Origin of the sequence: Sneathiella sp. (assembly GCF_002694385.1) — a bacterium.
Classification (GTDB): Bacteria; Pseudomonadota; Alphaproteobacteria; order Sneathiellales; family Sneathiellaceae; genus Sneathiella.
The window spans coordinates 405,014-424,910 of record NZ_NZMB01000005.1; the positions used below are offsets into that span (position 1 = coordinate 405,014).

Annotated in this window: 20 protein-coding genes; 14 read left to right on the forward strand and 6 right to left on the reverse strand. The window is 56.1% G+C overall.

Features of this window, described 5'->3' with window-relative positions; all coding sequences use genetic code 11:
* Positions 1 to 24: 24 nt before the first annotated feature.
* Positions 25 to 951 (reverse strand): histone deacetylase family protein, encoded by a 927-nt coding sequence (locus CMN55_RS03080; protein ID WP_293948076.1) that lies wholly within the window; start codon positions 949 to 951, stop codon positions 25 to 27.
* Positions 952 to 1,193: 242 nt separating this feature from the next.
* Between CMN55_RS03080 and CMN55_RS03085 the strand changes: the two genes are divergently transcribed.
* The 5 genes from CMN55_RS03085 (at position 1,194) to CMN55_RS03105 (ending at position 4,756) form a co-directional block, all read left to right on the forward strand.
* Positions 1,194 to 1,931: an SDR family NAD(P)-dependent oxidoreductase gene (locus tag CMN55_RS03085; RefSeq protein ID WP_293948077.1), complete on the forward strand. Its 738-nt coding sequence runs from the start codon at positions 1,194 to 1,196 to the stop codon at positions 1,929 to 1,931.
* A 3-nt stretch (positions 1,932 to 1,934) separates the two neighbouring features.
* The gene (locus CMN55_RS03090; protein WP_293948078.1) at positions 1,935 to 2,390 is read left to right on the forward strand and encodes a class I SAM-dependent methyltransferase; all 456 of its coding nucleotides are present in this window, start codon (positions 1,935 to 1,937) and stop codon (positions 2,388 to 2,390) included.
* Between the two features lie 157 nt (positions 2,391 to 2,547).
* The gene (locus CMN55_RS03095; protein ID WP_293948079.1) at positions 2,548 to 3,225 is read left to right on the forward strand and encodes an amino acid ABC transporter permease; all 678 of its coding nucleotides are present in this window, start codon (positions 2,548 to 2,550) and stop codon (positions 3,223 to 3,225) included.
* Positions 3,222 to 3,929 carry an amino acid ABC transporter permease gene (locus CMN55_RS03100; protein WP_293948080.1) on the forward strand — a complete coding sequence of 236 codons (708 nt, stop codon included), beginning with the start codon at positions 3,222 to 3,224 and terminating at the stop codon, positions 3,927 to 3,929. The genes CMN55_RS03095 and CMN55_RS03100 overlap by 4 nt, the downstream gene beginning before the upstream one ends.
* A gap of 38 nt (positions 3,930 to 3,967) precedes the next feature.
* A complete protein-coding gene (locus CMN55_RS03105) occupies positions 3,968 to 4,756 on the forward strand; it encodes a transporter substrate-binding domain-containing protein (RefSeq protein WP_293948081.1) in 789 nt (262 codons plus the stop codon).
* 73 nt (positions 4,757 to 4,829) lie between these two features.
* Here the strand turns inward: CMN55_RS03105 and CMN55_RS03110 are convergent, their stop codons facing one another.
* A complete protein-coding gene (locus tag CMN55_RS03110; RefSeq protein ID WP_293948082.1) occupies positions 4,830 to 6,227 on the reverse strand; it encodes an aspartate aminotransferase family protein in 1,398 nt (465 codons plus the stop codon).
* A 186-nt stretch (positions 6,228 to 6,413) separates the two neighbouring features.
* Between CMN55_RS03110 and CMN55_RS03115 the strand changes: the two genes are divergently transcribed.
* Positions 6,414 to 7,310, forward strand: a complete 897-nt coding sequence (locus CMN55_RS03115) for an alpha/beta hydrolase (RefSeq protein ID WP_293948083.1) — start codon at positions 6,414 to 6,416, stop codon at positions 7,308 to 7,310.
* Positions 7,311 to 7,386: 76 nt separating this feature from the next.
* Positions 7,387 to 8,400 (forward strand): glutathione S-transferase N-terminal domain-containing protein, encoded by a 1,014-nt coding sequence (locus CMN55_RS03120; RefSeq protein ID WP_293948084.1) that lies wholly within the window; start codon positions 7,387 to 7,389, stop codon positions 8,398 to 8,400.
* A gap of 8 nt (positions 8,401 to 8,408) precedes the next feature.
* On the opposite strand, the gene CMN55_RS03125 is transcribed toward CMN55_RS03120, so the two are convergent.
* Entirely contained in the window at positions 8,409 to 9,836 is a 1,428-nt protein-coding gene (locus CMN55_RS03125; protein ID WP_293948085.1) for an NAD-dependent succinate-semialdehyde dehydrogenase, read from the reverse strand.
* A gap of 372 nt (positions 9,837 to 10,208) precedes the next feature.
* Here CMN55_RS03125 and CMN55_RS03130 point away from each other — a divergent pair, with 372 nt between their 5' ends.
* Positions 10,209 to 11,837 carry a 3-(methylthio)propionyl-CoA ligase gene (locus CMN55_RS03130; RefSeq protein WP_293948086.1) on the forward strand — a complete coding sequence of 543 codons (1,629 nt, stop codon included), beginning with the start codon at positions 10,209 to 10,211 and terminating at the stop codon, positions 11,835 to 11,837.
* 114 nt (positions 11,838 to 11,951) lie between these two features.
* Here CMN55_RS03130 and CMN55_RS03135 read toward each other — a convergent pair whose 3' ends face one another.
* Positions 11,952 to 12,365 (reverse strand): DUF1801 domain-containing protein, encoded by a 414-nt coding sequence (locus CMN55_RS03135; RefSeq protein ID WP_293948087.1) that lies wholly within the window; start codon positions 12,363 to 12,365, stop codon positions 11,952 to 11,954.
* 113 nt (positions 12,366 to 12,478) lie between these two features.
* On the opposite strand from CMN55_RS03135, the gene CMN55_RS03140 reads away from it, so the two are divergent.
* The 4 genes from CMN55_RS03140 (at position 12,479) to CMN55_RS03155 (ending at position 17,025) form a co-directional block, all read left to right on the forward strand.
* Positions 12,479 to 13,489 (forward strand): NADP-dependent oxidoreductase, encoded by a 1,011-nt coding sequence (locus tag CMN55_RS03140; RefSeq protein ID WP_366931961.1) that lies wholly within the window; start codon positions 12,479 to 12,481, stop codon positions 13,487 to 13,489.
* An 88-nt stretch (positions 13,490 to 13,577) separates the two neighbouring features.
* Positions 13,578 to 14,813 carry a potassium/proton antiporter gene (locus tag CMN55_RS03145; protein WP_293948089.1) on the forward strand — a complete coding sequence of 412 codons (1,236 nt, stop codon included), beginning with the start codon at positions 13,578 to 13,580 and terminating at the stop codon, positions 14,811 to 14,813.
* Positions 14,814 to 14,926: 113 nt separating this feature from the next.
* Positions 14,927 to 16,516, forward strand: coding sequence for a peptide chain release factor 3 (locus tag CMN55_RS03150; protein ID WP_293948090.1), 1,590 nt, complete (start codon positions 14,927 to 14,929; stop codon positions 16,514 to 16,516).
* Positions 16,517 to 16,539: 23 nt separating this feature from the next.
* Positions 16,540 to 17,025, forward strand: coding sequence for a YajQ family cyclic di-GMP-binding protein (locus CMN55_RS03155; protein ID WP_293948091.1), 486 nt, complete (start codon positions 16,540 to 16,542; stop codon positions 17,023 to 17,025).
* Positions 17,026 to 17,098: 73 nt separating this feature from the next.
* Here the strand turns inward: CMN55_RS03155 and CMN55_RS03160 are convergent, their stop codons facing one another.
* A complete protein-coding gene (locus CMN55_RS03160) occupies positions 17,099 to 17,995 on the reverse strand; it encodes an MBL fold metallo-hydrolase (protein ID WP_293948092.1) in 897 nt (298 codons plus the stop codon).
* Between the two features lie 214 nt (positions 17,996 to 18,209).
* Here CMN55_RS03160 and CMN55_RS03165 point away from each other — a divergent pair, with 214 nt between their 5' ends.
* Positions 18,210 to 18,377 (forward strand): hypothetical protein, encoded by a 168-nt coding sequence (locus tag CMN55_RS03165; RefSeq protein WP_293948093.1) that lies wholly within the window; start codon positions 18,210 to 18,212, stop codon positions 18,375 to 18,377.
* A gap of 131 nt (positions 18,378 to 18,508) precedes the next feature.
* Positions 18,509 to 19,135: a peroxiredoxin gene (locus CMN55_RS03170; RefSeq protein ID WP_293948094.1), complete on the forward strand. Its 627-nt coding sequence runs from the start codon at positions 18,509 to 18,511 to the stop codon at positions 19,133 to 19,135.
* A gap of 43 nt (positions 19,136 to 19,178) precedes the next feature.
* On the opposite strand, the gene CMN55_RS03175 is transcribed toward CMN55_RS03170, so the two are convergent.
* Positions 19,179 to 19,616 (reverse strand): hypothetical protein, encoded by a 438-nt coding sequence (locus CMN55_RS03175; RefSeq protein ID WP_293948095.1) that lies wholly within the window; start codon positions 19,614 to 19,616, stop codon positions 19,179 to 19,181.
* Between the last annotated feature and the right edge of the window lie 281 nt (positions 19,617 to 19,897).

Genomic DNA, 19,897 nt, shown 5'->3' on the forward strand with positions numbered 1-19,897 from the left:
CCTTTGCCGTCTTATAACGCTCTCTCAGGCCTGGAGCAATGCTTTCACATGAGCATCGACACCTTCCGCCAGCCCTTCAAGATCATAACCGCCTTCCAGTAACGACACCACGCGTCCCTTGGCGTGCAGATCGGCAACGGCCATCAGGCGACGGGTGATCCAGCGGTAATCCTCACCGGTCAGGTTGATATTGGCGAGCGGATCCTTGATATGGGCGTCAAATCCGGCGGAAATAAGGAGCAACTCCGGCCGGAAGGCGTTCAGAGCCGGCAGGATAACCATGTCATAAGCCTCGCGGAATTCGCGGGAGCCGGCCCCGGCCGCCAGCGGGACATTGACGATATTGCCAACCCCCGTTTCGGTGACCGAGCCCGTGCCCGGATAAAAGGGCGCCTGATGGCTGGACGCATAGAAGACATCTGGGTCATGGGCGAAGATTTCCTGCGTTCCGTTCCCGTGATGAACATCAAAATCGACAATGGCAATACGTTGGAGACCGTGCGCCTTCTGGGCATGACGCGCGGCGATGGCGACATTGTTGTAAAGGCAAAATCCCATGGCGCGGTCCGTTTCCGCATGATGTCCGGGCGGACGGATGGCGCAGAAGGCATTTGTATTCGCTTCACCCATCACAATATTGACGGCGGCAATTGCCGCACCGACGGCTCGGAGAGCCGCAATCTGGGAGCCCGGAGACATAACCGTATCAGGATCAAGATTGATGATCCCCGCCATAGGCGCGCTGCTGGCGATATGCTTGATATGCGCGGCGGAGTGGACGAGGGCGATATCCTCCGTTGTGCCGAGCGGTGCATCATGACGGACGAGTTCGGGGAAATTATCGCTATCGAGCTGATGCAGCACGGCGCGCAGGCGATCCGCCCGCTCCGGATGGCCGGGGCCGGTATCGTGAAACAGGCAATCGCGGTGGCTGATGAGATGGGTTGTCATGGTTCCCCGACCGGGTTTTCTGGTTGACGGCTGCCTATTATGTGCAGAATTTCGCACCGTATTTCAAGCGTTGCGGCGCCATTTGCCATTACTCTCAGGGTATGAAGGCAAAGATATGGGGTAAAAAGACTGATCACGGGATTTTTTATGCCCGGCCGTAATCATTGTTTCAACATGACGTCGGGGCGGCTATGATACCGCGCTTGGGGCTTCTTCGCTGCACATGATAAGGGAATTGGGGCATGGCGGACACGCAGAAGGTTTTATTGCTGACCGGGGCGAGCCGGGGCATCGGGCATGCCACGGTCAAGCGCTTCAGCGCGGCAGGGTGGCGGGTGCTGACCGTTTCCCGGCAGGCGTTTTCCGAATATTGCCCGTGGGAAGGGGGCGAGAAAAATCATCTGCAGATCGATTTGGCAGATATCTCGACGCTGCCAGCCGCCATTGACAATATCCGCGAGCGGCTGAACGGCGGCCTTCTCCATGCCCTTGTCAATAACGCCGGTATTTCGCCGAAAGGGCCGGATGGCGCGCGCTTTAACACATTGAATTCCGGATATGACGACTGGCTGCATGTCTATAATGTCAATCTGTTTGCGCCGCTGATGCTGGCGCAGGGGCTGTTCAATGAACTGGTGGCGGCGAAGGGGGCGATTGTCAATGTTACCTCCATCGCGGGAAGTCGGGTACACCCTTTCGCGGGCTCCGCTTACGGGACATCGAAAGCCGCGCTATCGGCGCTGACGCGGGAGATGGCGGCGGATTTCGGGCCGCATGGCGTGCGCGTCAACGCCATTGCACCGGGGGAGATTGATACCTCCATCCTGTCACCCGGCACGGAAGAGATGGTGAAAGACATTCCGCTGCGCCGCCTTGGCCGACCGGAAGAGGTGGCCTCCACCATCTATTTCCTGTGCGATGCACCGTCTTCCTACGTCACGGGGGCGGAGGTGCATATCAATGGCGGTCAGCATGTCTAGGGTATGACCGAAGGACCCGTGATCCTGATACATCCGGCCTGTGCCGGTTATGAGAAAATGGCGGCAGAACTGACAGGCCCATACGAGGCGCTTGCCTTTGAAGACGTTCATGCAGCCTGGATTGACCTGATCCCCGAGCAGCCATCCGACATTCTGGATATCGTCGCCGGTACCGGCCGGGACGCCGCACATCTGGCTTTCCGGGGACATCGCGTCATGGCTGTGGATCCGACGCCTCATCTCGCCGGGCTACGGCGGCGGGGCGGACGGTTGCTGATATCCCTGCGGCATGGGCCGTCACCGGCGGTGCGGCCGATGTATGCGGTAGCGGCATCGGACGTTATCTCGGGTGGTAAGGCTGCCGGGCTTACACTTATCAGAAGAAAAAAGATGGAATCGATTCAGTCCGGCAATCGAGCATTGGGCATCACCTGGACCATGCTTGCTTTTTCAAGCTGAACGGTTGTTCCATAATGTAGAAAAAATAGGCAAAAATTAAGAAAAGCATAAATTTTGAACATCTTTCCGCTGGATGGACACAAGAATAGGTTGGATTCAGCCAAATATAGGTGGCACTGTTTTTGCTGTGGTCTGGGGGAACAGCAGGGAAGGTGCAGTGGAATTCAGATTTTTTGAAATTTACAGGAGTCCGGAATATCTGTCCTTACTGGCGGAAGGTGCGGGGTTAAGTGCGGCCCTTGCCATTGGCGGCGGTATCATGGGGCTGCTTCTGGCGACGCTTCTGGCGTCCTTCCGATATTCGAAACTTCCCGTGCTCCGGCAGATATCCGCCTGCTATACGGAATTCATCCGCAATACGCCGCTGATCGTGCAGCTTTTTATCGTTGCCTTTGGCCTGCCGTTGCTGCTCGGCTATCAATGGCCCTTCTGGGGGCATGCGCTGCTGGCGTTGACCTTGAATTTCTCGGCCTATTTCTCGGAAATTCTGCGGGCGGGGCTGAATGCGGTGCCGCATGGCCAAATTGAGGCGGCTTCTGCCCTTGGCCTTAAAAAGACGGTGATCTTCCGCAAGATCATTTTCCCGCAGGCGGTGGCAATGATGTATCCGTCGCTCAACAGCCAGTTCATTTTCCTGTTTCTCACAACCGGCATCATTGCGGAGGTTGGCGTGCGCGATCTGATGTATGCCGGGCTCTATATTGACAGCCGGACCTTCCGTTCATTCGAGGTCTATTTCACCCTGACCGTGATCTATATCCTGATGGCGCTGTTGTTCAAGACGCTGCTGCAACTATTGCATCGCGGCCTGTTCAAATGGAAGGCGCCGCGATGAGAGATGTCTTTATCAGCCTGCTCGGCAAACCTTACGGCATTGTTCTCTATCAGCTTCTGGAGGCGACGCAGTTCACTATTTATCTATCGCTGATTGCCTTTATCGGCGGCGGGATTCTCGCCCTTTTTATTACCCTTGTCAAAACCTCGCCGTCAAAAATCGGCAAACAGGTTGCGACCGGCTATATCTGGACCTTCCAGTCCGTACCACTGCTGCTGATGCTGTTCCTGCTCGGGCTTGGTGTTCCGCGGCTGTTCGACATCGACATGGACCCCTGGCTTGCCGCCGGAATTGCACTTGTTCTTTATGCGAGCGCTTATTTGTCCGATGTGTGGCGCGGCGCGGTGGAGGCGGTGCCTGCGGGTCAGTGGGAGGGCGGGCGCTCCCTCGGGTTCAGTTTTTTGCAGATTATCCGCTTGATCATCCTGCCACAGGCGTTTCGTCTGTCACTCGCGCCGACCGTCGGCTTCATGGTGCAGATCATCAAGGGAACCTCCCTTGCCTATATCATCGGGTTTCATGATCTGATGAATGTCGGCAAGCGCTGGGCCAATGCGCCGGTGCAGGGGACGGAGCCCTATATCATCTTTCCGATCATGGCGTTGATCTATTTCTGCCTGTGTTTTCCGCTGTCGCACTGGTCGCGCGTGCTGGAGCGGCGGCTCGGCAGCGTCTCGAAGCGGAAGCTTCCGACACCAACCTAATACTGACAGGATTTGTATAACAGAGAAGGAGTGAATTCATGCTGAAACAACTGAAAGCGGGCCTTATGGGGCTCGCGCTGGCGGCAACGGCTTTCATCGGCCCGGCGTCGGCGGATCTTTCGGAAATTCTGGCGGCCGGCAAGGTCAAGATCGGTATTCCGGAAAACTTCCCGCCTTTCGGCGCATTGGGGCCGGAAGGGGACTATGTCGGTTATGATGTGGATGTGGCAAAGATGATCGCGGAAGACCTTGGCGTTGAACTGGAACTCGTGCCCGTCACCTCGAAGCAACGCATTCCATTCCTTGAAACCGACCGGGTGGATCTCGTCATCTCCTCCATGGGGGCAAACCCGAGCCGCGCAAAATCCATCTGGTTTTCAAGCGCTTATGCCCCTTTCTTCTCCGGAGCTTTTGCGCCTGCCGCGATGGCGATTGAGTCAATGGCGGATCTTTCCGGCAAGAAAATCGGCGTGACGGGCGGTACACTCGAAGATCTGGAGCTGTCCGAGAAAGGCCCGAAAGATATGGAAATCATCCGCTTCGGTGATAATGCGGCGACATTGTCCGCCTATCTGTCCGGTCAGGTTGAGGTGCTGGTTACAGGCAACACGGTGGCGGCGCAGCTTTCCGCAGACAACCCGAACCTTGATGTGGAAACCAAATTCATCATCAAGGAAAGCCCGGCCTTTATCGGCATCAAGAAAGGCCAGATGGACCTATTACAATGGGTAAATGTCTTTATTCTGCATAAAAAAATGGGTGGTCAGCTCGGCGAACTGTCAGAGAAATGGCTGGGGCAGGAACTGCCGCCGCTGCCGTCTCTGTAGGTTAAACGGTCAACAGCCGTTAAGAGGGGGCTCCGGACCCCTCTTATTCTGTTTTCAGTGACAGCAGGCGGGATCAATCCCAGTTTTCGGCCCTGGCAATGGCGGCGACGGTGTCGAGCCCCTTGGTGAAGCGGTCGAACATCTCGTCGATTTCCGCCTCCGTAATGATGAGCGGCGGGCAGAGGGCGAGATTGTCCCCGGCGACAGCGCGGCTGATCACGCCCGCATTCTGCATGGCCTCAGCCGCTTTCGGTGCCGCCTTGCGGGCCGCATTGAAGGAACGCCTGGTTTTCTTGTCGGCGACCAGTTCCACCGCACCGATGAGCCCCGTGGACCGGACTTCGCCGACCAGTGGATGATCGGCAAGGGCATGGAAGCGGTCATTGAACCGTCCCGCCACTTTTTGCACATGGCCGACGAGATCCCGTTCCTCCATCAGTTCCATGGTGCGCAGGCCGACGGCGGCGGGCACCGGATGGCCGGAATAGGTGAAGCCATGGGCGAATGCGCCGTGCTTTTCGCTCTGCTTAACCATGCCCTGGAAGATCTCGTCGGTGATCATGACGGCGGAAATCGGCAGATAGGCGGAGGACAGGGCCTTCGCGCAGGTGAGGATATCGGGCTGAATGCCGAAGCTTTGAGAGCCCCACATCTTCCCCGTCCGGCCGAAGCCGCAGATCACCTCGTCAGCAATCATCAGCACGTCGTATTTCTTCAGCACCGCCTGCATCTTCTCGAAATAGGTGGCGGGCGGGATGATGACGCCCCCTGCGCCCATGACCGGCTCGGCAATGAAGGCGGCAACCGTCTCCGGCCCTTCTTTCAGGATCAACTGCTCCAGATCGGCGGCGCAGCGGGCAGCGAACTCTTCTTCCGTCTCGCCGTCCTTGCCGAAGCGATAATAATGGGGGCAGGAGGTATGCAGGATATTCTGGATCGGCAGATCGAAGTCGTTATGCAGCGGTGGCAGCCCGGTCAGGCTGGCCGCCGCGATGGTCACGCCATGATAGGCCTTCTGGCGGGAGATGATCTTCTTCTTATGCGGCAGGCCGCGGCTGTTGTTGTAATACCAGACGAGCTTGATAACAGTATCGTTCGCCTCTGATCCTGAATTGGCGAAGAACACCTTCGAAAAAGGCACTGGCGCAATTTCGAGCAGTTTCTCGGCAAGTCGGATGCTCGGCTCCGTCGATTTGCTGGCGAAGGAATGATAGAAGGGCAGCTTGCGCATCTGGTCAATGGCGGCTTTTATCAGTTCTTCTTCGCCAAAGCCGAAGGACGCGCACCACAGGCCTGCCAGTCCTTCAATATATTCCCGGCCTTCCTCGTCATAGACATGGACGCCCTTGCCACTCTGGATGATGAGGGGGCCGTCCTTGAGATGGGTGGACAGGTTGGTATAGGGGTGAATCATGGTCCGCACATCACGGGCGGAAAGGGAATTGCCTTGCTGAAGGCTGGGGCTGGACATCACAATTTCCTCGAATATGAATGGAACATGTTTACTATTTGTAGGCCCATTCCCGACGGGCTGTCAAAGATGTTTCTCACTGTTCTAATATTCTTGTCTCCGCTTACGCGCCGTGGCTTAATGGAGTGGGATTAACGGGGATGCATGGCTATGGGGGAGCACTTCAGGTTTGTCGGAGCGGGGGGCATGTCCTTGCAGGCCCGCCGCTGGGCACGCGCGAAAAAACCAAAGGCGGTTATCCAGATCGTTCATGGCATGGCGGAGCATTCCGCCCGTTATGCCCGCTTTGCCGAGGTATTGAACGCTTTCGGCTATCTTGTCTATGCCCATGATGTGCGGGGGCACGGCCTCAATATTCCGGCGGGGACATCGCCCGGTCATCTCGGGGATGAGGATGGCTGGACATCGGCGGTGGAGGATATTTATCTGCTGAACCGGCATATCGCCGGACATTATCCGGACCTCCCCATCCTGCTGTTCGGTCATTCCATGGGCTCCTTCATGGTGCAGCAATATATGGCATCCCACGGCAACAGCATCCGGGGTGTCATCCTTTCAGGCACCAACGGTCCGCAGAGGGGCCTCTCCACTCTCAAGGCGCGGCTTGGCCTCAGTTTTGTCCGGCGCCAGAAACACAAGCTCGGTCCCCGTGCGACCCTTCCGGAACTCGGCCGTATCTTCAAAAGCTTCAACAAACCGTTTGCCCCGAACCGGACGGAGTTTGACTGGCTCAGCCGTGATGAGGCGGAGGTGGATAAATATATCGCCGATCCATTATGCGGTTTTGACTGCTCCCTCGCGACCTGGGAAGGGGTGATGGCGGCATTGCTGCAGATTGCCTCTCCTGCGGCACTTGGCCGGATGAAGAAAGACATGCCTGTTCTTGTCTTCAGTGGCAGCGAGGATCCGGTTGGTGAAAATGAAAGGGGGGGCCGACGGCTTCTCAGTGCCTATGCCCGCCAGGGATTTACAAAGGTTGATCATAAATTCTATGCGGGCGGGCGGCATGAGATGCTGAACGAGACCAACCGTGACGAGGTGATGACAGATATTGTCGTCTGGGCCAATGGTGTCGTCGACTGACAGGGGACAGGGCCGCAGGACACAAACGAATATCTGACAGAAACAAATATAATCGCTCAACAAAAAGGAAAAACAGATGAGCCGGAGCAGCGGGGAAAGATATACACTCATTGGCGGTAACGCCTCACCCTATTCGATGAAAATGCGGGCGCTGATGCATTACCGGCGACTGCCCTATGACTGGATATTGCGGTCACTCGCCACCGATCATCTGATTGCCGATATGCGGCCGGTTCTGGTGCCTGTTCTTATGTTGCCCGATGGCAGCCGTCACCTCGACAGCACATATCTTATCTATTTGCTTGAAGAACGGCATCCACGCGATCGCTCTGTCGTGCCCGACGAGGCGGCGGTGGCTTTTCTTGCCCATCTCGTGGAGGATATGGCTGACGAATGGGTGACCAAGATGATGTTTCATTATCGCTGGGCCTATGAGCCGGATATCCACTATGCCAGTCACTGGATCGCCGATGACCGTGCCGCGGATAAATCAGCGGAGGAGCGCGAGAAGTTCGCCCGTTTCTTTGCGGAGCGGCAGATCGGCCGGATGCCGCTGGTTGGCTGCACGCCTGAGAATGCCCCGCTGATCGAGGCTGGCTATCATTTTATCATCGGCTTGCTGCGAGATCATATCGGCAGTGCGGGTTATCTGTTCGGGACACGCCCGTCCATGGCTGACTTTGGCCTCTATGGACAGCTCCGCACATTATCACAGGACCCGACGCCGCAATCCATCCTGCGGCGGGAGGCTCAGGCCACAGAAAGCTGGCTGCGGCAGCTGGATGACGCCTCCGGGATTGAGGGAGAATGGCGGGGGATAGACGATCTTTCCGTCCCGGCAAAAGAGCTAGTCGGCTATGCCGCCCGCATTTACCTGCCGTTTCTTGCCGCGAATGAAGCCGCCACCAAAAAAGGGGCGGAGAAATTCACGGTATCGCTCGACGGACGGCCTTATGCACAGGGCGTCTTCGGATATCAGGTGAAATGTCTTGAGGAACTGCGACGGCGCTATGCCGCACTCCCCGATGCGGATCAGCAGAAAATCGATCCGCTGCTCGGGGAGGGGGCCATCGCTATTCTCAAGGGTTAGGTCAGCCTCTAAACAGAGAAGCCGCCAAGTTTGGTTTCAAGATATTCCATGATCCCTTCCTTGGCGCCTTCCCGACCTAGTCCGCTGTCCTTCATGCCGCCGAAGGGGGCGGCGGCGCTGGTCGGGTTAATGTCATTGATGCCGATAATGCCAAAGCGCAGTCCTTCAAACATCCGCATGGCGCGGGAGATGTCCCGCGTATAGACATAGGCGGCAAGGCCATATTCGGTGTCATTGGCGCGTTCGAGCACTTCCGTCTCATTATCAAACCGGATAATCGGCGCGACGGGGCCGAAGGTTTCCTCGCGATAGATCAGCATATCTTCCGTCACATCGGCGAGCACTGTCGGCGCGTAGAAATAGCCCTTGTCGAGACCATTGGATTTGAGCGGAGCGCCGCCTGTGATCAGCCGGGCGCCTTTTGAAAGGGCGTCCTGGACCTGCCGATCCACCTTATCGACAGCCGTCTGGTTGACGAGTGGGCCGATGGCGACGCCGTCCTCGAACCCGCTGCCCGCCTTCATGGTGGCAACGCGCGCAGCGAAGGTATCGACAAAGGCGTCATAGGAGCCGTTCTGCACAAAGAAGCGGTTCGGGCTGATGCAGGCCTGACCGGTGTTGAGGAATTTGACAAGCGATCCGCCCTTTGCCGCATGGGCCGGGTCAACATCCTCAAACACGACAAAGGGGGCGTGGCCGCCAAGTTCCGCCGAGACGCGTTTCATATTGGCAGCGGCCTGACCGGCCAGCATCTTGCCAACCTTGGTAGAGCCGGTGAAGGTCAGCTTGCGCACTGCGGGGTGATGGGTGAAAACTTCGCCGACCGGCTTCGGGTCGAGCGCGGTCACGAGATTGACAACTCCTGCCGGAATACCGGCGGCCTCGAAAATCTCGAACATGGCAATGGCGCAAAGCGGGGTCGCCTCCGCCGGTTTCATAACCACGGTGCAACCGGCGGCGAGGGCCGGACCGACTTTGCGCGTAATCATGGAGATGGGGTAATTCCACGGGGTGACCGCCGCGACCACACCCACCGGCTGCTTCAGGACCATGAAACGCTGATCTGCGCGGGAGGAGGGCAGGATTTCCCCGTTGATGCGTTTGGCTTCCTCTGCATACCAGAGCAGGAAGTCGGCGCCATACTGCACTTCGTTGCGGGCTGCCTTGAGGGGTTTGCCCTGTTCTTCGGTCATGGTGCGGGCGAGGTCCTCTTTTCGCTCCATCATGATCTCGTAGGCTTTATAGAGATAGGCCGATCGCTGATAGGCGGTTGTCTGTGACCAGTCGCGGAAGGCCGTATCCGCCGCCTCGATCGCCTGTGTGGCTTCTGCCGCGCCGCCGTCGGGGACCTGCCGGATCACGTCTCCGGTTGCAGGATTGAGGACATCAAAGCTGCCGCCGCTTGATGCGGCGATCCATTTTCCGTTTATAAACATTGGTTTGTCTGAACCCTTTCAGGGGAAATGTTATGTATTCATGATTGTTTACGCAGCAGTCTAATGAAATCTGCGGGGCAGTCAAAGTACTTCAGCCATAGCCGTGACCTCTGTCGCGTCACTGATTTGTGCATCCGCAGCATAATGGATCCTAGAAGCGTTTGATTCGCAACGGGATTTACCCGGCTGCTAAAACTACATGGGTTTTGCGTGAAAAGTAACATTCCAGGCTTCCCGTCACGGGTGAATGGCGCATGGAATGGGTGCGTAATGCAGATGGCTGCCGGGTCCCTGCGAATAGGCTTTACGTGAAGCGAGGGCGGTTTTATGCTTCAGGAAATGTCTAATATATAAACTAACATGGGATTTAATATGCTGGGGCTTATTCAGGATCGGCCATTGCTGATTTCTTCACTAATCGAATATTCCGGTCAATATCATGGGGATGTCGAAATTGTTTCGCGCACTGTTGAGGGGCCCATTCACCGGACCAATTATCGCAATATAAACCTGCGGGCCAAGAAATTGGCTCAGGCGCTGGAACGGCTGGGCGTCAAACTGGGCGACAGGATTGGGACGCTGGCCTGGAATGGCTATCGTCATATGGAAATTTATTTCGGGGTCTCCGGCATGGGGGCGGTTTGCCATACCATCAATCCGCGGCTCTTTCCCGAACAGATTGCCTATATCGTCAATCATGCGGAGGATAAATATATCTTCGTTGATCTGACCTTCATTCCGCTGCTGGAAGCACTCAAGGAGCATCTGACAAACGTCAAGGGGTTTGTTGTGATGACGGATAAGGCGCATATGCCCGAAACCTCTCTTCCCAATGTCATCTGCTATGAAACGCTGGTCGAGGCGGAGGATGGGAATTACAACTGGCCGCAGTTTGATGAGATGACGGCTTCCTCGCTCTGCTACACCTCCGGCACGACGGGTAATCCGAAAGGCGTGCTCTATGCCAACCGCTCGACGATGCTGCACAGCTATTGTGTCTGTGCCAATGATGGTCTTGGTGTCTCCAACCGGGACAGCATTCTTGCCGTGGTGCCGATGTTCCATGCCAATGCCTGGGGGCTGCCGTACGCGGCGGCCATGTGTGGCGCCAAAATGGTGATGCCGGGCGCGGCCATGGATGGCGCTTCCCTCTATGAACTGATGGAGGCCGAAGAAGTCACCCTTGCCGCTGGGGTGCCAACCATCTGGATGATGCTGCTCGGCTATGTAAAAGAGAATAAGCTCAAATTCTCCACCATGCAGCGGACGGTAATCGGCGGTTCCGCCGCGCCCCGCTCAATGATTGATACCTTTGTGCAGGAGTATGGCGTCGAGGTGATCCATGCCTGGGGCATGACCGAAACCAGTCCGCTCGGCACCACCGGTAATCTGCTGAAAAAACATGCGGATCTTTCGGAGAAAGAAAAAACCGACATCCGGGTCAAACAGGGCCGCGTCATTTTCGGCGTCGAACTCAAGATTACCGGCGATGACGGCAAGGAATTGCCGCGCGATGGCGTTGCCTTTGGCGATATCAAGGTGCGCGGGCCCTGGATCACCAGCGGTTATTTCAAGGGCGAGGGCGGTAAAGTGCTGGATGACGACGGCTGGTTCACAACCGGCGATGTGGGTACGCTCGACGCCGATGGCTATATGCAGATCACGGATCGGTCGAAGGATGTGATTAAATCGGGCGGGGAGTGGATATCCTCCATTGATGTGGAGAATGAGGCGCTCGGCTGTCCCGGCATTGTCGAGGCGGCGGTGATCGCCGTACCGCATCCGAAGTGGGACGAGCGGCCACTGGTCATCGCGGTCAAGGAAAAGGGCCATGCCGTCACCAGGGATGATGTGATCCGCCATCTGGAGAACAGCTTGGCCAAATGGCAGCTTCCGGATGATGTGGTGTTTGTCGATGAATTGCCGCACACGGCGACGGGCAAGCTGCTGAAGACCAAACTCCGCGAAGAGTTCAAGGACTACAAGTTGCCGGGTACCTGAACGGAACGCTTGGGGCTTATTTGAACAGTCTGACATTTCGTTCACGACGAGGTGTCAGGCTTTCAGTCATTTGCAAGCAGGTGCGATCAGCAGCAGGCCCGTGCAATATGTTCGTTAAAATTTCACGCCGGGCAATAGGCTTGCCTGCTGGATCCAGTCTGTAATCTGGGCCTTATTCCAATCATCATTCTCATGGATGTTGACGTAGCGCGTCCCCTCGACTTTTGATGCGACCGGTGGAACGGGGGTTAGAGACGTTCCGCGGGTGAAGGTGAGCTGGACGTATTTTTTGTAGCAATACATCGCAAAAAACCAGCCATCCGCATTGCCATAAAGCGGTGTGTTCCATTTGACGGCCTTTTGTACGTCCGGGAATACCTGCTCGACAATGGCATCTAGCTGTTTGCCAATGTCCTGTTTCCATCCCGGCATGGCGGCAATATAGGCCTGCACCGGCATATCCCCGTCGCCCTTTGGGATTTGCGGATTGCCGCTCGAAAGCAGTTTCGGCTTGTCGGTTTCGCTCATCTTATTCCTTTAGCATTAATCTCGGGTGCTGTCGAACGGCAGCCTTGCATTCTGTTCCACGATCCGCAACTCTGTTACAGGCGCGGTTTTAACATAAAGGAACACTCATGACGATCATCAACAAGCAGTATCGTCTTGCGGCGCGGCCTCACGGCATTCCAAAGGACAGCGACTGGGCCTTTACAACGGAGGCGTTGCCGGAAATCGGGACCGGGGAGGTGTTGGTCCGAAATCATTACTGTTCGCTTGATCCGGCGATGCGCGGCTGGATGAATGAGGGACGGTCCTATATCCCGCCGGTGAAGATTGGCGATGTAATGCGGGCCGGAACTGTCGGAGAGGTGATGGCTTCGAACAGCCCCGAATTCCGCGCGGGTGATTTCGCCCTCGGGACGCTTGGTATCCAGCAATATGGCAAGGCGGCGGCCAAGGATCTCACAAAGGTGGATCCGTCTCTTGCGCCGATCGAGCATTTCCTTGGCGGGCTTGGTATGCCGGGGCTGACAGCTTATTTCGGTTTGACGGATGTCGGCGCGGTGAAATCGGGGGATACAGTGCTTGTCTCCGGCGCGGCCGGGGCGGTCGGTTCCATCGTTGGCCAGATTGCAAAGATCAAGGGCGCCCGGGCCGTTGGTATTGCGGGCGGGGCAGATAAATGCGCCTATGTGACGGAGGAGCTCGGCTTTGAAGCCTGTGTCGACTATAAGTCTGACCGTTTTCTGGATGATCTGAAAGCCGCCCTTCAGGGGGGCATAGATGTGTATTTCGACAATGTGGGCGGTGAAATTCTCGACATTGCCCTTGCCCGTATTCGCCGTCACGCCCGTATCGTCATCTGCGGGGCAATTTCGCAATATAACAACACTACGCCTATGCGCGGACCGCAGAATTACATCAATTTGCTGGTTCATCATGCCCGGATGGAAGGCTTCGTCGTATTTGACTATCTGTCCCGCTACGGGGAGGGGACAGAAAAGCTGGCGGCATGGTATTCGGAGGGTAAACTCACATTCCGTAATCATATTGAGGATGGCATAGAAAATTTCCCGGGGGCGCTGCTTAAGCTGTTCTCCGGCGAAAATAACGGTAAATTGCTGTTGAAGGTAATCGAGACGCCGACATAATTTAACCGGATTTGCCGGTTAATGGGCGGCGCGTCGAAGATCATCCTGCTGGTGATCAAGCCAGATATGAAAGAGGAAAGAACCGCCGATGGCGTCATTGAGTCTGTTGTTGATTTTTGTGTCCGTGCTCTTTGTCATCGGTTGCCTTTTAACGCCAGTTGCCGCCCGCCTCGGGGCTCCTTTCCTGCTTCTCTTCCTCTGTATCGGCATGCTGATGGGAGAGGATGGTCTTGGCGGTATCCGCTTCGATGATTTTCCTCTTGCTTATGAGATCGGCTCTGTCGCCCTTGCCCTGATCCTGTTTGCCGGCGGGCTGGATACGGACCGGAAAACCCTGAAGCTCGCAGCCGCGCCCGCCTTTGTGCTGTCCATTGGCGGGGTTGTGGCCACCTCGGCGATCGTCGGCATAGTGATTTATATGTTTTTCAGTATCTCGCTCGCCGAGAGCCTGCTGCTGGGGGCGGTGGTCGGTTCGACAGATGCGGCGGCCACTTTCCTGCTGCTCGGACAGCGGAACATCAAGCTGAAGCATGACCTGAGTGAAACCCTGATGGTGGAGGCCGGTATCAATGATCCCATGGCGATCTTCCTCACCATCACCATGGTGGCCATCGTCGATAACAATCTGCCTTTCACCATACCGACGCTGGTCTCCTTCCTGCCCGAGCTGGTTATGCAGCTTGGGTTGGGCTTGCTGCTGGGCGGGATTGGCGGCTTTATTGCGTCGGTCCTCATCAACCGTGTGAAGATGCCGGTCGGGCTGTTCGCGCCATTTGCGACGGCGGCGGCGTTGCTGATTTTCGGCACTACCGCAATTTTCGGAGGAAGCGGCTTTCTTGCGGTTTTCATTGGCGGGGTGGTGCTGCGGGATCGCATGGCGCATCAGATGGAACGGGTGAGACAGTTTCATGACGGTCTTTCCTGGATCAGCCAGATTGTCCTCTTCCTCATGCTCGGGATGCTGGTTGCGCCGCGCGATCTGCTGGATCATATCGCCCTTGGCCTTGGCGTTGCGGTCGTGCTGATGTTTATTGCCCGGCCAGTGGCGACGGTCCTTTGCCTGGCGCCGTTTCGGATCGGCTGGCGTCAGCAGGCCTTTGTCGGCTGGGTGGGGCTGCGCGGGGCGGTGCCGATCTTTCTTGCCATTATCCCGGTGATCAGCCCGGGACCCGTCGGCTCCGGATTTTTCGATGTGGTTTTCGTGGTTGTGATTGCCTCCCTGTTTGTGCAGGGCTGGACAATCTCACTGGTGGCGCGCTGGTTGGGGCTGATCGCCGAGCCTGAAGACGGGCCGGAGTTGCCGCTCGGTAAAGCCAAGGATTGATTTTTGCCCCTGAACGGCTTAATTAAACGCGAGCCTGCGAGACGGTTTGTGATCGTGGGTGTTTGAGATTTACGCCCGGAGACCCGCGTGGGATCCGGCCATCAGGACCTACCATGACGATGCTGGAAGAACGGGTTGCCAACCGGCGGACCTTTGCAATTATCGCCCATCCGGATGCGGGCAAGACGACGCTGACCGAAAAGCTGCTGCTGTTCGGCGGCGCCATTCAGCTTGCCGGTGCGGTGAAAACCCGCGGGGAACAGCGGCGCGCGCGGTCCGACTGGATGAAGGTGGAGCGGGAGCGGGGTATCTCTGTTGCCTCCTCCGTCATGACTTTCGATTATCGCGGCAAGACCTTCAATCTGCTGGATACGCCGGGCCATGAGGATTTCAGCGAGGATACTTATCGCACCCTGACGGCGGTGGACAGTGCGGTGATGGTGCTGGATGGCGCCAAGGGTATTGAAAGCCAGACCCGCAAGCTGTTTGAGGTGTGCCGCCTGCGCGATATGCCGATCACCACCTTCATCAATAAATTTGACCGGGAGGCGCTGGACCCGTTCGATCTCATTGACGATATAGAGCAGACGCTGGCGCTTGACGTGGTGCCAGCGAGTTGGCCCATCGGCATGGGGCGGAATTTTCTTGGATGTTATGATCTGTTCAATGACCGTCTGGTCCTGGTTTCAAAGGGCAAGGAAAATCATACGGATGAAGGGGTGACCTGTAATGGCCTCGATGATCCGAAGCTGGACGAGCTGTTGCCTGCGGAGGCGGTCGCGAAGCTGCGTGAGGATGTGGAAATGGCCCGCGGCCTCTGCCCGGAGTTCGATATGCAGGCGTTTCTTGACGGGACGCAGACGCCCGTCTATTTCGGCAGTGCCGTCAATAACTTCGGAGTGGAAACGCTGCTGAACGGTTTGACCGATGCGGCGCCAAGCCCGCGCGCGGCCCCGGCAGGGGGGCGGCAGGTTTCTCCGCTTGAAAGCAAGGTCAGCGGATTTATCTTCAAAATCCAGGCGAATATGGACCCAAAACACCGGGACCGTATCGCGTTCATGCGGCTGGTGTCGGGCCATTTCAAACGCGGCGCCAAGCTGAAACATGTCCGGAGCGAGAAAATTCTCAATATTCATAACCCGGTGTTGTTTCTGGCGCAGGACCGGGAGTTGGCAGAGGAGGCTTGGCCCGGCGACATCATCGGCATTCCCAACCATGGCAACCTCAGGATCGGCGATGCGCTGACGGAAGGGGAGGAAATCCGCTTTACCGGCATCCCGAGCTTTGCGCCGGAACTGCTCCAGAAAGTGCGCCCTGTCGATCCGATGCGCGCCAAGCATCTCGGCCGTGCGCTTGTCCAACTGGCGGAAGAAGGGGCGGCCCGCACCTTCAAGACACGGCTTGGTTCCGAATGGGTGGTGGGCGTTGTTGGCGGCCTGCAATTCGAAGTGCTGGCCGATCGTATCCGGACGGAATATGATATCCCGGTGAATTTCCAGCAGACGGAGCTTTATACCGCCCGCTGGGTCGAATGTGATGATACGCGAGAGATGAAAAAATTCATCGACGCCAATCAGGCCTCACTTGCCGAGGACCATGATGACGCGCCGGTATTTCTCGCCCGCAACAGTTGGCATCTTGAACGGGCGGAAAAGGACTGGCCCGCCATCCGCTTCCTCAAAACGAAAGAACAGTCCGCATAGGGACATAGCCGAAGGAGAGAATCATGCCCTCATTTGATATTGTCTCAAAAACCGATTTGGCGGAGGTGGATAACGCCCTCAACAACATCCGCCGGGAGATCGAGACCCGCTACGATTTCAAGGGCAGTAATTGCCGCATTGAGCGGGCGGAGGAAGTCATCACCATCCATGCGGATGATGATCTGAAGCTCAAGCAGATGCATGAACTTCTGGCGGCGCATCTGACTCGCCGCAAGATTGATGCGGGCGTGCTCGACTATAAAACCCCTGAAACAGCAGCCGGGCAGAGTGTGCGGCAGGTGGTTGTTGTTCGTCAGGGAATTGACAAGGAGCTGGCGAAAAAGCTGGTCAAGGAGATCAAGGGATCAAAGATCAAGGTTCAGGTCGCCATCCAGGGGGATGAACTCCGCGTGACCGGTAAAAAACGCGATGATTTGCAGGAGACCATCGCCTTTTGCAAGGGGCTGAAACAGGAATTGCCCCTGCAATATGTAAATTTCCGCGACTAGCCCATCGTGACAGGGGCAGGGGAGAGGGACAGGATTAGTCTCTGCACTCGTGCTTTAAGGTGAAATGCCCGGATCAGCCGAGAGAATAAAGCGCGGATGAGGTTGCGGGGCCATCGGATTTCACTTCGCCCGTATTGATCATATGCAGAATATGAGCGTAGACGGAACGCCCCGCCGCGCCATGCAGATGTTCCGGCACGTCTTTATACATACGCCGCACCATGTCCGGGATATACATCGGCCCGGATTTGAGACAGCCGCGGATCTGGTCCATCCGCTCCTGCCGGTGGGCAATCAGCGCTTCGACGAAAGGCTTCGTTTCGGTGATTGCCGGACCATGAGTTGGCCAGTAGACGTCATAGTCAAATTGCAGCAGCTTTTCCAGGCTCTGCATATAGTCGCTCATATTGCCATCGGGCGGTGAGACGACGGTGGTGGACCAGCCCATCACATGATCGCCGGTAAAAAGGGTTTTTTCCTCGCGCAGGCCGAAACAGACATGGTTGGACAGATGCCCGGGCGTATGGATGACATCAACGGTCCAGCCATTGCCAAGAATGACGTCGCCATCCTCCAGCTTGACATCGGGCATAAAGTCCGTATCGCCGCCTTCCTCCAGCTTGAACTCAGAGACGCCGCCACCATGCGGGCCGAAGCCATAGGTGCGCGCGCCGGTAAGTTGCTTTAGCGGTTCAGCGGCCGGGGAATGATCGTGATGGGTGTGGGTGATCAGAATATGGGTCACCATCTCGCCTTTCAGCGCCGCCATCAGCGCGCCGACATGCGCACCGTCGAGCGGCCCCGGATCAACCACGGCCACTTCCCCGTGACCGATGATATAGGTGCCGGTGCCATGAAAGGTGAAGGCGCTGGGATTACGGGCAATGACCCGGCGGATGTGGGGACTTAGAGTTTCCGAAGTCCCGTATTCGAATGCCAATTCTTTCTTGAAGGGGATCGTGACCGCCATATTCCTCTTTCCGGTTTTTTGAAGATTGTAACCATATGAGCGGGAGCGGCAACAGGAATGTTATCTTATGTGAATTTTGGCGGAAACTGTCAATTAAACTGTCAAGACAGGTGTTTTTATGATCAGAATGTGGTATTCCCGTTTCTGTTGCGGTCGTCATAGGGTCGCAGCCTTCCGATCATTCGGTGGTTCGGCGATATGTATATGTGGGAGAATGCCGGATGAAAAAGTTGATTTCGTTGTTCAAGAAGAAGGCGCCGGAATGGGCGTTTCTGCGGGTGGAGAAGCAACGAAACGGGAGATTTCCGGAAACCGGAATGGTTTCCTTCGCAGGCATGCCTGCGGAAGTCGCCCGATATTCTGCATTTTATTTACAGTATGAATAAATCTTACATGCCATAGGGGAGCGCTTTTCGCTGTCTTGAGTCCCATGGGATTCATTTGATGTGAACCCGTTTTCCGGGCATTCCACCGGCTTGCCGTTCAAGCCAAATCGACAAAGAGGAGTATGAAATGACATTGAGAATTGGTGATATCGCCCCTGATTTTGAAATCGAGACAACCAAGGGGAAGATCAGGTTTCATGAATGGGCGGGGGATAGCTGGGTTTTCTTCTTCAGCCATCCGGCCGATTTTACGCCAGTCTGCACGACGGAACTGGGCCGTACTGCAAAGCTTTCCCAGCAGTTTGCCGATCGCAATGTAAAGGCGCTTGGCCTGTCCACGGATACGGTTGAATCTCATCTGAAATGGATCGGCGATGTCAACGAAACGCAAAATGCCGATGTGCAGTTCCCGATCGTTGCCGACTCTGAACTCAAGGTCGCCCGGCTATACGACATGCTGCACCCTGAGCAGAGTGAAACCCAGACGGTCCGATCCGTATTCATAATTGATCCGAACAAGAAAATCCGTCTCATGCTGACTTATCCAATGAGCGTCGGCCGGAATTTCAACGAAATCCTGCGTGTGATCGATTCCATGCAGGCGGGGGACAAAAATACCATCGCGACACCGGCGGACTGGACGCCCGGCGAGAAGGTCATCATTCCGCCATCCGTCAGCAACGATGCGGCCAAGGAGAAGTTCCCGCAAGGATGGGATGAGGTGCGGCCTTACCTGCGCTATACCGAAGTCTGATAGAAGTCCTGTGAAGGTCGTGTCGCTCCTTCGCGCGCGGCCTTCACTGTTCTGCGGCGAGTTTTTCAATCTCCGCAAGGAAGAACTCCTCCGCCTCGTCGAATTTTGTGGTCGACATGGCGTGCATGGCTATGTTTTTCGTCTCGGCGATTGCCCTGATCAGCTTGATGATATTGCCATATCCCGGATCGTTGGTGACAACAGCGTAGATAACGCGGCGGATGCCATGGTCTGCGAGAATATCGGCAAAATAGACGATATCCTCTCCCGTGAGAGAGAGTTCCTGGCCTTTGCGATTATCAAGCAAGCAGAGGTAGCTGTCTGAACGTGTGAGATCCAGCGTTGCCTGATACACAGGAAGCCGATCCTCCCGCGTCAGGGCACCGGCAGGCGTAATGATATGTAGATATTCGCCTTTATACTCCCTGGTTTCAAAAGAAATATTTTCATATTCCCCGGAACCAACTTGCCTCCACGTCATCGGCAAATCCCGCAAATTCCCTGCTTTTTGCGGCCTCCCTGTCCTTTACTACAACTTCAAGCAATGAATCTTAGACCTGAAAGTTGTCAATAACAAGTGTCAAACCCGGCAGGATTGGGAAATATATATGATTTTTCTGTTTCACGCATTAATAGAATTTTATTAAAATTTATCCTTTTTAGGTGCAATGGAGAGAAAATGTGAGAAAACTGCCGTTTATACTGATAAAGGTTTTGGGGTGCCTCATTTTTGCGGCGGTACTGCCATATACCGCAGGCGTG